Origin of the sequence: Tatumella morbirosei, from assembly GCF_000757425.2 — a bacterium.
Classification (GTDB): Bacteria; Pseudomonadota; Gammaproteobacteria; order Enterobacterales; family Enterobacteriaceae; genus Tatumella; species Tatumella morbirosei.
In genome coordinates, this window is the sequence record NZ_JPKR02000004.1 from 371,715 (window position 1) to 386,050 (window position 14,336).

10 protein-coding genes are annotated in these 14,336 nt (G+C 42.7%); all 10 read left to right on the forward strand.

Annotated elements, in window-relative coordinates; genetic code table 11:
* Positions 1-11: 11 nt before the first annotated feature.
* Positions 12-1,110 (forward strand): peptide chain release factor 2 gene (prfB, locus tag HA49_RS13010; protein ID WP_156994647.1). Its coding sequence is split into 2 segments (ribosomal slippage): positions 12-86 and positions 88-1,110, totalling 1,098 coding nucleotides; the frame shifts between segments, so codons are not numbered across the junction.
* A 9-nt stretch (positions 1,111-1,119) separates the two neighbouring features.
* Positions 1,120-2,640, forward strand: coding sequence for a lysine--tRNA ligase (lysS, locus tag HA49_RS13015; RefSeq protein ID WP_038018154.1), 1,521 nt, complete (start codon positions 1,120-1,122; stop codon positions 2,638-2,640).
* Positions 2,641-3,466: 826 nt separating this feature from the next.
* On the forward strand, positions 3,467-4,957 hold the full coding sequence (locus HA49_RS13020; protein WP_046791827.1) for a capsule assembly Wzi family protein: 1,491 nt from the start codon (positions 3,467-3,469) through the stop codon (positions 4,955-4,957).
* Positions 4,958-5,077: 120 nt separating this feature from the next.
* Positions 5,078-6,214: a polysaccharide export protein gene (locus HA49_RS13025; protein ID WP_038018157.1), complete on the forward strand. Its 1,137-nt coding sequence runs from the start codon at positions 5,078-5,080 to the stop codon at positions 6,212-6,214.
* Positions 6,215-6,216: 2 nt separating this feature from the next.
* Positions 6,217-6,651 carry an arsenate reductase/protein-tyrosine-phosphatase family protein gene (locus HA49_RS13030; protein WP_038018160.1) on the forward strand — a complete coding sequence of 145 codons (435 nt, stop codon included), beginning with the start codon at positions 6,217-6,219 and terminating at the stop codon, positions 6,649-6,651.
* A gap of 17 nt (positions 6,652-6,668) precedes the next feature.
* Complete coding sequence (locus HA49_RS13035) at positions 6,669-8,831, forward strand: polysaccharide biosynthesis tyrosine autokinase (protein ID WP_038018163.1); 2,163 nt, start codon at positions 6,669-6,671, stop codon at positions 8,829-8,831.
* Positions 8,832-9,063: 232 nt separating this feature from the next.
* On the forward strand, positions 9,064-9,696 hold the full coding sequence (locus tag HA49_RS13040) for a hypothetical protein (protein ID WP_156994649.1): 633 nt from the start codon (positions 9,064-9,066) through the stop codon (positions 9,694-9,696).
* Between the two features lie 515 nt (positions 9,697-10,211).
* A complete protein-coding gene (locus HA49_RS13050; protein WP_052752494.1) occupies positions 10,212-10,952 on the forward strand; it encodes a cellulase family glycosylhydrolase in 741 nt (246 codons plus the stop codon).
* A 226-nt stretch (positions 10,953-11,178) separates the two neighbouring features.
* The gene (locus HA49_RS20620) at positions 11,179-13,095 is read left to right on the forward strand and encodes a glycosyltransferase (RefSeq protein ID WP_052752496.1); all 1,917 of its coding nucleotides are present in this window, start codon (positions 11,179-11,181) and stop codon (positions 13,093-13,095) included.
* A 7-nt stretch (positions 13,096-13,102) separates the two neighbouring features.
* Positions 13,103-14,335, forward strand: coding sequence for a glycosyltransferase family 4 protein (locus HA49_RS13060; RefSeq protein ID WP_156994651.1), 1,233 nt, complete (start codon positions 13,103-13,105; stop codon positions 14,333-14,335).
* The last annotated feature ends 1 nt before the right edge of the window (position 14,336 follow it).

The window sequence follows — 14,336 nt, forward strand, 5'->3', positions numbered from 1 at the left end:
ACTATTACGCCATGTTTGAAATTAATCCGGTCAGAAACCGTATCCAGGACCTTACTGAGCGCAGCAATGTGCTTAGGGGGTATCTTTGACTACGATGCTAAAAGTGAACGTCTCGAAGAAGTAAATGCTGAGCTGGAACAGTCCGATGTGTGGAACGAACCGGAGCGCGCACAGGCGCTGGGTAAAGAGCGTTCTTCACTGGAAGTGATTGTTAACACCCTGAATCAGCTGGCTCAGGGGCTGGAAGATGTCAGCGGTCTGCTGGATCTGGCGGTGGAAGCGGACGACGAAGAGACATTCAACGAAGCAGTGGCTGAACTGGATGATCTGGACAAGAAACTGGCCGAACTGGAATTCCGCCGGATGTTCTCCGGGGAGTACGACAGTGCGGACTGCTATATCGACCTGCAGGCCGGGTCTGGTGGCACCGAAGCCCAGGACTGGGCCAGCATGCTGCTGCGCATGTATCTGCGCTGGGCCGAAGATAAAGGCTTTAAAACGGAAGTGATTGAAGAGTCTGATGGTGATGTCGCGGGGATTAAATCGGCGACTATCCGTATATCCGGGGAATATGCCTTCGGCTGGCTGCGTACCGAAACCGGCGTTCACCGTCTGGTACGTAAGAGTCCGTTCGACTCCGGCGGCCGCCGTCATACCTCGTTCAGCTCGGCATTTGTTTACCCGGAAGTCTCGGATGATATTGATATCGAGATTAACCCGGCCGATTTACGTATCGACGTTTACCGTGCCTCGGGTGCCGGTGGACAGCACGTTAACCGGACCGAATCGGCAGTGCGTATTACCCACATTCCGACCAACACGGTCACCCAGTGTCAGAATGACCGCTCCCAGCATAAAAACAAAGACCAGGCGATGAAGCAGATGAAGGCTAAGCTGTACGAGCTGGAAATGCAGAAAAAGAATGCCGAAAAACAGGCGCTGGAAGACAACAAATCTGATATCGGCTGGGGCAGCCAGATCCGTTCTTATGTACTGGATGATTCGCGGATTAAAGATCTGCGTACCGGCGTGGAAACACGTAATACCCAGGCGGTGCTGGATGGCGACCTCGACCGTTTTATTGAAGCAAGTTTAAAAGCAGGTTTATAAGGAACCCCCATGTCTGAACAACAACCACAGCACGCTGATGACAGCCAGGAACTCAACAACGAACTGAAAAGTCGTCGTGAGAAGCTGGCCGCGCTGCGCCAGAATGGCGTAGCATTCCCGAACGATTTCCGTCGCGATACCCTGTCGGACAAGCTGCATAAACAGTTTGATGATAAAGACAGTGAGCAACTGGAAGACCTCGGCATCGAAGTCAGCGTGGCCGGACGTATGATGACCCGGCGTATCATGGGGAAAGCCTCTTTTGTCACCCTGCAGGATAACGGCGGCCGTATTCAGCTGTATGTCTCCCGGGATGATTTAGCGGAAGGCTACTACAACGAACAATTTAAAAAATGGGACCTGGGCGATATCCTCGGGGCCCGCGGTAAATTGTTTAAAACCAAGACCGGTGAACTGTCGATCCATTGCAGCGAACTGCGTCTGCTGACCAAAGCACTGCGTCCGTTACCGGATAAATTCCACGGTCTGGCCGACCAGGAAACCCGCTATCGCCAGCGTTACCTGGACCTGATTGCTAACGAAGAATCCCGCCATACTTTTCAGGTGCGTTCTAAGATTATGGCGGGTATCCGTCAGTTCATGGTAAAACGCGAGTTTATGGAAGTGGAAACCCCGATGATGCAGGTGATCCCCGGCGGTGCGTCAGCCCGTCCGTTTATCACTCATCATAATGCGCTGGACATTGATATGTACCTGCGTATTGCGCCGGAACTCTATCTGAAGCGTCTGGTGGTCGGTGGTTTTGACCGGGTATTTGAAATCAACCGTAACTTCCGTAATGAAGGGATTTCGCCACGCCACAACCCTGAGTTCACCATGATGGAACTCTATATGGCGTATGCGGATTACAATGACCTGATTGAACTGACAGAAAGCCTGTTCCGTACCCTGGCAGAGAAAGTGCTGGGGCACACCGAAGTGGCCTACGGCGAACAGACGTTTGATTTTGGTAAGCCGTTTGCCCGCCTGACCATGCGTGAAGCGATTAAGAAATATCGTCCGGAAACTGAGCTGAGTGACCTGGATGATTTTGATAAGGCCACGGCCATTGCCGCGTCGCTGGGGATTAAAGTGGAGAAAAGCTGGGGGCTGGGACGTGTGGTCACCGAGATTTTCGAGGAGACTGCCGAAAGCCAGCTGATTCAGCCTACCTTTATTACCGAATATCCGGCCGAAGTATCACCGCTGGCACGGCGTAATGATCAGAACCCGGAAATCACCGACCGCTTTGAATTCTTTATCGGCGGTCGCGAGATTGGTAACGGCTTCTCGGAACTGAATGATGCCGAAGACCAGGCCGACCGTTTTCAGCAACAGGTGAATGCCAAAGATGCCGGTGATGATGAGGCGATGTTCTACGACGAAGACTATGTGACTGCCCTGGAGCATGGCCTGCCGCCAACCGCCGGGCTGGGGATTGGTATCGACCGGATGGTGATGCTGTTTACCAACAGCCATACCATTCGTGATGTGATTCTGTTCCCGGCGCTGCGCCCGGAAACAAAGTAATTCCCGCCTGCACCCCCGGGCAGTGAAGGCTGACCGGGGGGAGCTCAGATATCTGCGGTCCCGGGCGATATTGCCTGCCCGCAGCCATTTCACCCCGTTCATCTTACCCAAAACCATTCACCAGGCCTGCCCCTGCGCCTTACTCTCTCTGCCACACCTCAATGCTGGCCATTCTGCATCATCGATAAATATTGTAGTGCCGCTAATGTATTCTTTAGCGGAGAACTCTTATTGGTAGTCGTCACCAGGGGGCTGTTCCTGCGCTATTTTTAGCCAATTTCAAGTCTGACTGTCAGTAAAGGTAAAAAACCAGGAATTTCTCTATATATTTACCTGAATTAATTCTTAATAATTGGCAGATATTGCTGGAATTGTTGAACATTTGTTGAGACTTTATCCGGTGTCATTTTCGGAACTGCTTCCGGAAGGGCGAAAATCTGCAGATCTGCGCGGGCGGGTATCACCGGAAGACCGGCTGAACCTCTGCCTGAAGTGTACGGGTAGCTGTAAGCCCGGGGCGGTAGCGTGTCTGTGAAACGGTTTTTAGTACTTTTCTGCAAAAAAAAGCAGTCTAATCAGTAAACTCTGCTATTTTCTTAGTCATCCGCTAAAAGATCTGGTTAACCCCGAACAATTGTGATGAAAAAATCTACAGCGATTGCCCTTAATCCGCAGGCTCTGGCAGAATCATCAGCAAACGGGGTGAGTTAAGCGAAGTCACACTAAGAATAACCACAAATTCACCTTTATTTATATGTTAACGTCAGCCGGCTGCCACAGCCATACAGATTGTGCGGCCCGCAGGACAGCAAAGGAGACAGCACTGATGCATAACGCCTTAACCGGGGCAGATGACCTGCAGCCCAGCCAGCCGCGTCGCGGTGTAAAGAAGAGCCTGTTAGCTCTGGCCGTGGGTCTTGCATTATTGCCTGCTGCCAGCAGTTTTGCCGGCGGACTGGTATTACCCGACAGTGATTTACGTTCAGACCTGAGCTGGCTGGCCGATCGCGGGGTAATTCACCTTAGCCTGAGTACCTGGCCGTTAAGCGAAGATGCTATCGAAGCGGCTCTGGATAAGGCCCATCCTTCTTATGCTTCTGAGCAACTGGCACTGCAGCGGGTTCAGGAACGGTTACGGGTACTGAAATCTGATGTGCGGGTAAAAGCCTATACCTCTACCGACGGTTCCGGCCAGCCAAAACCTTTTGCCCAGTCTACCCCGGCCGATAACAGCCTGTCGGTGATTGCCAGCAACAGTGGTGACTGGTGGGATGTTAACCTGCAGGGTAACCTGGAGGCGGGGGAACAGATTGAATCCCCTTCCCGGGCCAACCTGAATAACAGCTATGGTGCGGTAAAAATCTGGGGCCAGTGGCTCTCATTTGGTCAGACCCCACAGTGGTGGGGGCCGGGTTATGAAGGCAGCCTGATCCGTTCCGATGCCGCCCGCCCGCTGACCGGGTTTATGCTGCAGCGTGATAAGCAGACCGCCCCGGAGACCTGGTGGCTGAACTGGATTGGCCCGTGGCAGTATCAGATTTCGGCTGCTCAGGAATCACAATACAACGCCGTACCTCATACCAAGATTATCGGCATGCGGCTCAGTGTGTCGCCGTGGCAGTCACTGGAACTGGGCGCCAGCCGGATTATGCAGTGGGGCGGTCAGGGGCGCCCGGAATCATTAAGTAACTTCTGGAACGGCTTTGTTGGTGATGATAATACTCCCAACGATCCGAACGAACCGGGTAACCAGCTGGCAGGCTTCGATGCCAAACTAAAACTGGAACCGACCCTCGGTATCCCGATCAGTATTTATGGTCAAATTATTGGTGAAGATGAGGCCGGTAAACTGCCTTCCTCGAATATGTATCTGGCCGGGGTGGAAGGGCACTACAGCATCGGCAAAAATGCACTGAACTGGTATGTGGAAGGTCACGATACCCGTACGGATATGGGCCGCACCAACTACAGCTATACCCACCACATCTATACCGATGGCTACTACCAGCAGGGTTATGCGCTGGGTGACAGCATTGGTGGCGATGGTCGCTTGCTGGCCACCAAAGCCGAACTGGTGACCGAAGATAACCAGCGCTGGAGCGTAAGGATGTTCTACGCCAAGGTAAATCCTAGAAACCAACGTATTAATTATGCTTTCCCGCATGCCGATACCCTGAAAGGGATACAGCTGGGCTGGGGGGGCGATGTGTATAAATCGGTGCGTCTGAACCTGAGCAGCTGGTACACCGATGCAAACCATAACGATAATAATGATCTGGGCGCCGGTGCCTCACTGGAAGTACCGTTTAATTTATAGTACTGACTACCCATCCTGCATAACAGCAGTCAGCGGCCGGGTTGGCACGCAGCAGAGTGCAGCAGGAGCCAGGGACGGTGAGAGTCAGCAGTGTCTACTATTAACTGATGAAATAAATTGATGAAAACAACCGTACTAAAATTAACCGCAGCAGCAGCCCTGGTGGGCCTGCTAAGTGGCTGTACTGTAGTGCCAGGACAGGGGCTAAACAGCCTGCGTAAAAATACCGTCGAACTGCCGGACAGCGACTATGACTGGGATAAACTGGTGAATGTTTATCCGATGACCCCGGATTTAATCGATCAGCTACGCCCTAAGCCGGTGGTGGCCCAGCCCAATCCGCAACTGGACAGCCTGCTCAGCAGTTACCAGTACCGTATTGGCCCTGGCGATGTACTGATGATTACCGTGTATGACCACCCGGAACTGACTACCCCGGCCGGTACCTATCGTAGTGCCAGCGATACCGGTAACTGGGTCGGTGCCGACGGAAATATCTTCTATCCGTATATCGGTAAGGTGCATGTGGCCGGTAAGACCCTGGATGAGGTGCGCGGTGAGCTAACGCGCCGGTTAGCCACTTATATCGAAAGTCCGCAGGTCGATGTAAGTGTGGCCGCCTTCCGTTCACAAAAAGCCTATGTGACCGGTGAAGTAGCGAAATCTGGCCAGCAGCCGATTACCAATGTGCCACTCACCATTATGGATGCGATTAATGCTGCCGGCGGCCTATCGGCAGACGCCGACTGGCGCAACGTGGTGCTGACCCATAATGGTAAAGACCAGTTAGTTTCCCTGCAGGCACTGATGCAGAAAGGGGATTTAATGGAAAATCACCTGTTGTATCCCGGCGATATTCTGTTTGTGCCACCGAATGACGATCAAAAAGTATTTGTGATGGGGGATGTGGGACAACAGAGTACCCTGAAAATGGACCGCAGTGGGATGACGCTGGCTGAGGCCCTGGGCAGTGCCCAGGGGATTAATCAGGCTACATCAGATGCGTCAGGAATATTTGTTGTCCGTAAAATACCTAAGGATAAAGACGGCCGCATTGCTAATATCTATCAGCTAAATGCCAAAGATGCTTCAACCATGGTACTAGCCAGTGAGTTTCAGTTGAAACCTTACGATATTGTGTATGTAACAGCTGCACCTGTGGTGCGTTGGAACCGCGTAATTTCGCAATTAGTACCGACAATTACTGGCGTTTACAATATGACCGAAACGGCAAATTACTATGGAAATCTGAAATAACTATGTTTAATTCAATCCTGGTGGTTTGCACCGGAAATATTTGTCGTTCACCGATCGGTGAACGAATGCTGCGCCGGGCATTGCCCGGTAAAAAGGTCGATTCGGCCGGGGTCGGGGCACTGGTGGACCATGCCGCCGATGCCTCGGCAATTAAAGTTGCGGAAAACCATAATCTGTCTCTGGAAGGGCATCAAGGACGGCAGTTTACCGGTACACTGGGGCGGCAATATGATCTGATCCTGGTGATGGAAAAACACCATATCGAACAGGTAACTAAAATTGCCCCCGAAGCACGGGGCAAGACCCTGCTAATTGGGCACTGGTTGTCAAATAAAGAGATCCCCGATCCGTACCGGCAGAGTATGGAAGCGTTTGAATTTGTCTATCAGTTACTGGACCAGGCATGTAACAGCTGGGCCGGTAAACTGGGCGGTTAACCTTAGGAAGTTAATGCATGTCATCCACAGTCACAAATAAAACAGCCAGCCCGGACTCTGATCAAATCGATCTGGGCCGTCTGGTTGGCGAAATTATCGATCATCGTAAACTGATTATCAGCGTTACAGCACTATTTACCGTACTAGCTATCGTTTATTCATTGTTTGCTACTCCTGTTTATCAGGCTGATGCGCTAATTCAGGTTGAGCAAAAGCAGGGTAATGCACTTTTGAGTAGCCTGAGTCAGATGTTACCAGATAGCCAGCCGGAATCTGCCCCTGAAATAGCACTACTGCAGTCCAGGATGATTCTTGGGAAAACGGTAGATGACCTTAACCTTCAGGCCCAAATAGAACAGGAGTATTTTCCTATTTTTGGCAAGGGATGGGCTCGGCTGACAGGCCATAAGGAAGGAAAGTTAACTGTAAGTAGACTATATGTAGCTAACCAGGATGGTAAAACTCCCAGTTTACTAGTGACTGTAGGATCAAATGGACAGTATACCTTGACAGGGGGAGAATATAACCTCACAGGACATATAGGAAAATTGTTAGAAGCAAGAGGGATTTCGATCCTTGTGTCTGATTATAATGCGGAAAAAGGTACGAAATTCAAAATAAATTATATAACACGTTTAGCAGCTATAAACACTTTACAACAATCATTCTCTGCTGCTGACCAAGGTAAAGACACAGGTATGCTAAACCTAGTTCTTTCAGGGGAAAATCCAGAAAGAATAAAGGAAATATTACAAAGTATCAGTGATAACTATCTGGCACAAAATATTGCTAGGCAGGCTGCACAAGATACAAAAAGTTTAGATTTTCTGAATAAGCAACTCCCTCAAGTACGTAGTGATTTAGATGCTGCTGAAGATAAGCTTAGTGCTTATCGTAAACGCAGTGATTCAGTCGACCTGAATATGCAAGCTCGGTCCGCCCTAGATCAAATTGTAAATGTCGATAATCAGCTTAATCAGCTAACCTTCAGGGAAGCCGAAGTTTCGCAACTTTTTACAAAAGATCACCCGACTTACCGTGCACTCTTAGAAAAGAGGCAGACATTAATTCAAGAAAAGGCAAAGTTAAACAAACAAGTATCAGGGATGCCTGCAACACAACAGGAAGTATTAAGACTGAGTCGAGATGTTGACTCTGGTAGAGCGGTATATATGCAATTACTAAATCGTCAGCAAGAGTTGAATATTGCAAAAAATAGTGCTATTGGAAATGTACGAATTGTTGATGATGCAGTCACAGAGCCTAAACCGATAAAACCTAAAAAAACACTAATAGTACTTATCGGAATTATACTAGGTAGTTTCATTTCAGTGGCTGTAGTGCTATTGAGAGTATTTTTACGCCGAGGTATTGAGTCACCGGAACAACTTGAAGAGCTGGGTATTAATGTCTATGCCAGTGTACCGGTATCCGAGTGGATGGCCCGCCAGACGCCAAAACGCTCACTAAAAGTTAAAGGTAAACAGAAAGAAAATACCAGCTTCCTGGCAGTTGATAATCCGGCCGATCTGGCGATTGAGGCGGTACGTAGCCTGCGTACCAGCCTGCACTTCGCAATGATGGAAGCACGTAATAATGTATTGATGATCTCCGGTGCCAGCCCGAATGCCGGTAAAACCTTTATTACCACCAACCTGGCGGAGGTGATTGCTCAGGGTGGCCAACGGGTACTGTTTATTGATGCGGATATGCGTAAAGGCTATGCCCACCAGATCTTTAAACACAGTACCGACCACGGGCTTTCGGATATTCTGTCCGGTAAATCCACCGTATCTCAGGGAATTAAACCGGTCTCCGGGGCTGGATTTGATTTTATAGCCCGGGGGGCAATACCACCTAACCCCGCAGAACTGTTGATGCATTCTCGTTTCCGGGAGTTAATAGACTGGGCCAGCCAGAACTACGATCTTGTGCTGGTGGATACCCCGCCAATTCTGGCAGTGACTGATGCGGCTGTAATAGGCCGTTATGCCGGAACCACACTGCTGGTGGCTCGATTTGAGCAGAATACCGCCAAAGAACTCGAGGTTAGTATTCGTCGCTTTGAACAGAGTGGCGTAGAAATTAAAGGATGTATCCTCAATGGCGTAATTAAAAAAGCCAGCAGCTACTATGGTTATGGTTATAATCACTACAATTATGATTACAACTCAAAATAATTTTTAAGATAAGCAAAGCTAAACAGCAAAGGGACTTGCTAGTAACAGCTTGAGGTTTATGATTTATGCAATCTGAATTAAAAATACATGCGAATGTGAAAAAAAAATAAATTTTATTCTTATGGTTCTCTTTATTTTTACATTCAGTGGTGTAGTTAACGTAATATCAGTAAAATTAGACCTCAAAATATTAAGAGTCTGGAAGGAAATACTGATTATACTGATTTTCTTAATGTCAGTACTTGATCTATTTATCAGGCGCGAGTCGAGTAAAACAAGACTATTTGTGTTGATATATATCATAATCCCTCTGATCATTTTGTATTTTTTAATGCCTTTCGGAGAGGATTTCACATTAATAGCTTATCAGTTTAAGGGGGATATGATTCCCCTCTTGGTTCCTGTATCTTTATATTTCATAATTAGAAATGAAAATGAATGGTATTATTTCTTTAGAAAATTCATCTATGTGATTTTATATACTGCAATAATAAATTCTTTTTTTATTTATTTTGAATCGGCATTTTCCAATCTATTTATAAGTACATTAGGGCTGAGCGAATATTACAATAATCGTGGTGGTGCTTCCGGAATTAGATTGGATAGCACACTGTGGGGCCTGCGTGCTATGGGAACGACTACAAGTTTTGGTATCGCAGGCACATTAACATTTCTCGCTTCGCTGATAATTATTGAGCTTAAACCTTTTAGTTTCAGGAAGAACTTCATATATTTCTTTTTTATTGTCGGAGCAATGGTGGCAACTACATATAAAACAACAATGATAGCCTTTGTTTTTTATATGATATATAAAGTAATTTCAATGTTTTTAAAAAATATAAAAAGTAAAAAGGTTTTTTATTAATATTTACAGTTATATTACTTTCGCTAATGAGTTATGTTTTTAATAACATGGCGTTCTATAATTATCTGGCAACAACAAAATATAAAGAGATTGCCTGGAGCTCTATATATGTTCGAGTTTTACAGCATCAAGATGTTACAAATGAGCTATCCCAACGGAACGATGATCTTTTAGGCGTTGGGCTTGGGGTTAATGGAACATCAGGGCCTCAAGATGCACTAAAAATGGAGAGTAAGGCCCTTGATAGTTTATATATTAATATTGTAAGTAACTATGGATTTCTTGGGTATTCGTTGTTTCTATTTGTTATGGGAATTGTATTTATATATTTGTGTTTAATAAATAATGTATTTAGTACTCTGGGATGCTTGGTTATATTTTATATAGTGGGTGTAGAAATGTTTACAAACAATACGCTAGGGGCCTTTCCTACTAATGTATATTGCTACTCCATAATTGTTTTAAGTTTGATGTACCCATATAGCAAATTAAAATTTCTGAGGAGATAGTTAACCATGAGGAAAATATTGGCCTTTATTATTATACTGTTATCGACTGAGGCTTTCAGTTTTGATTTAGGTGCTGGAGTACATTTCAATGAGAAAGATGATAATACAATCCAGCTTCTTTCTTCGTTGGGAATGAATTCATTTAGAACTGATTTTCCTTGGCAATTAGTTGAGAATGAAAAAGGGAAATACAAGTTGCGGGGTCGTCTTAAAAGTATTGACTTAGCGATTAATGAGGGGTTAAAGAAAAAAATCACCCCATTGCTAATTTTAGATTATGGAAATACTAATTATACTGATGGCTCATATCCAGAAAGTGATGATCAAATTAAAGCTTTTGCTGACTATTCTGGATGGGTAGCAAATAAATATAAAGGACGTGTAGAAACATATGAAATATGGAATGAATGGCTAGCGGGGACTGGATTAAAAAAACATAAAACGCCCCCACCACCTGAAGTTTTCATAAAGTTAATTAAAGAAACATCAAAGAGAATAAGAAATATTGACCCAAATGCAAAAATCATCGCAGGTGGGGCATCAGTGATTAAACCAGATGATTTGGTCTGGATGAATAAACTAATTGACTTAGGAGTACAGAAATATATAGATGGAATTTCAATTCATAACTATAACTATCATGAGAAAAACATCACTAATAGGGATGTAGAATACTCTGTGCAGTCCATAATTAAATTTGAAAATGAAATTAAAAAAATACAGGTAGAATTATACCACTATATATAACTGAAGTAGGATTTCCTAGTTGCGTTATGCATGATTATTGCATAACTAAGAAACAGATAATTAGTAATTATGAACTTTTTGTAACAGAGATGAAAAAATTGCCATATATAAAAGGTGTATGGTGGTATGATTTGAAAGATGATGGCAATAATAAGTTAGATAAAGAAAGTAACTTTGGACTCTATAATATAGACAGCACATTGAAATAAATTAAGGGTTAGTGAGTATGATTTATATCAACGGAAGGTTTTTCTCACAGCCAGTGACTGGTGTTCAAAGGTTCGCTAGAGAGATTACATCTAATTTAACACTAATAAGAAAAGATATTTGCGTATTAATACCTAAAGGACAGGCACAATATGTACCGGAAAACATACCTTTCAAAGAAGTTGGCATTTTAAAAGGTAGTTTATGGGAGCAGTTTGATATTCCATTTCATCTAAGAGGCAGGGATGATATATTAATTAACCTGACCAATACTGCCCCAATGTTTTATTGTAATAATATATTCACATTGCATGATATTATTTTCAATATATATCCTAAGTCATATAAATTAGCCAATAGATTTTATTATAAAATTAGTAGCTATGTTAACCTGAAGTATTCAAGAAAAATATTGACTGTAAGTGAATATTCAAAAAAATCTATCGTTGAATATTATGACTTCCTGGAAAGGGATAAAATTGACGTAATTTATAACTCAGTACCAAACTCTCTAATAAACTACCATTCTGAAGTGGATATGAGTTCAAGCTTAAAAAATAAACTAGGCGTGAATTTCTTCAAAGAAAAAAAAGTATTCAGTACCTTGTCATCATTTGATGAAAATAAAAATTTGAGTGTGGTTATTGATGCCTTTTTGAAAAGAAATGACGATACCACTCTTTTACTTATCGGTGGACATGTTTCAAATAGTCCATATATGAAATCTTTGCTACACGTTGAGAACATAGCTGTCACTGGTCGAGTTAGTGATGAGGAATTGATCAGTATTTATAAAAACTCTTACGGGTTTATAATACCATCTAAGTTAGAAGGATTTGGTATCCCTCCGCTAGAAGCGCAGTCTCAAGGTTGTCCTATTATATCTTCAGATAGGTCTTCACTGCCCGAAGTTTTAGGAGATAGTGCACTTTATTTCAACCCAGAATCATCACTTGATCTTTCGGATAAGATTAACATTATGATTAACAATTCAGAAATATATAATTCTCTGAAAAATAAGGCAAAAAATAATATTTGTAGATTTAGTTTTTTTGCTTCTGCAGAAAAACTTTCAAAAATAATTGATGAGATTTTAGATGATGGAAATAAAAAAGAAATTAAGTTCTTTTTAGTTGTTTCTACCCTCGGACGCAAAAAAGAACTAAAGTTATTACTTGAATCACTACATAAGCAAACATACAAAAAATTTCAACTTCATATAGTTGATCAAAATCGGGATGGCTTACTAGATGAGCTAATGGATGAGTATAAACACTTTATTGATTTATACCATCACAAGGTTGATTTTAAAGGTGTATCGAAAGGCAGATCATATGCATTGAACTATTTAAATAAATCGTTTGATGTTGTTTCTTTTCCTGACGATGATTGTATCTATTCATATAATTGTCTTGAAAAGGTAGCAAATAACTTTTTGAGTAACAAAATACATATTTTTAGCGGCACAAATGTAAGTCTTGAAGAGTATGAAGAATTCAACAAAGTAAATGATACTTCACGCGAATTAAATCTCTTTAATGTGTGGAAAAACGGTCCTACATATGTTTTCTTTTATAGTAATGAAGCAGTATCTACTGTAGGTGGATATGATGAGAACCTTGGCCCATCACCCAATGCTCCATATCTCTCAGGTGAAGATAGCGATTATTCTATTCGAATAATAAAAAAATATGGTAATGGAATTAAGGATAGAGATCTGAAAATAGCACACCCAAAATTAGTAGTGAATAAAGATGTGGATTACTATAAATGTGTTGGATATTCTCTGGGACGAATGAAAGTGATGGAAAAACACTCGTATCCATTTTGGTTTATTCTTATTAATAAGCTATATCCTATGAAGGGAGTGTTGTTAAATTTATTTGATAAGAAAATGAGGAAGTATTATTTATTGCAGCTTGTTGCTAGATGGTAGGGTTAAAATGAAAGTGTTATTAATCAATACTTATTATTATCCCTACGAAATAGGTGGGGCTGAAAAATCGGTTAAGTTACTGGCAGAAACACTAATAAACTTTGGGCATGATGTAACAGTATTGACATTGGGAGAATCTCACGATGTTGTCCTCAGTAATATTAATGGTGTCCGAATAGTAAGAATGCCTATGCAGAACTGTTATTGGCCTCCAAATGGCAATCAATCGATAATAAAAAAATTAAAATGGCACTGTGTTGATTTATATAATCGAAAATCCCTTTACTTTGCTTATAATTGTTTGAAAGGTGAAAATTTCGATATAATACACTCTAATAATATTTCCGGTTTTTCAGTGAGTATTTGGGGACTTTCAAAAAAATTAGGAGTTCCGCTTATTCACACGACCAGGGATTATTATTTGTTCCATCCGAATTGTACTCTTTTTAAAAATGGTATTAATCTAAGTGTTAATTCACTAAGTGTCAGACTACTGTCATTTTTCAAAAAAAAGTATTCTAAAAAAGTTAATGGCTATATTGGGATTAGCAATTATATAAAAAATTTACATTGTGATTCTGGATTCTTTAAAAAATCAATTTCTACAGTGATTTATAATAGTATTGATAAACCACTAAATCATTCAGAATACAATCAAGTTAATGTGAATATAGGCTCTTATAGTGACGGCAGTGAATTGTATAGAGGAATAGTATTCGGATATTTAGGGCGTATAGAGAAGGAAAAGGGAGTTAATTTTCTTTTGGAAACGCTTCAGGAATATTCTAAACCTTTTACTTTATTAATAGCTGGTGATGGTGATAAAGCATATATTGATTCTTTAAAAAAAATTAATTGGCCAAAAGATAAAAAAATAGTTTTCCTCGGTAAAACTAGTATTGAGGACTTTTTTCCAATGGTAGATTTACTTATTGTTCCATCATTGTGGAATGAACCAATGGGAAGGGTAGTAATTGAAGCTTATTCTTTTTCTGTACCTGTCATATCATCACAAGTCGGCGGACTTAGTGAGTTAATAGAGGATAAATCGACAGGATTTACGTTTATTGCTCATAACAAAGATAGTTTGCTCAATGCAATAGACAGTTATGAAAGAGAGTCTAGTCTTGAACTTAGAAAAAACGCTTTATCTAAATCAGATGAGTTTTCAAATAAGATTTTATATACAAATATTCTTTCTTTCTATAAAACTATAATTGAAAGTTATAAAGGTGAATGAA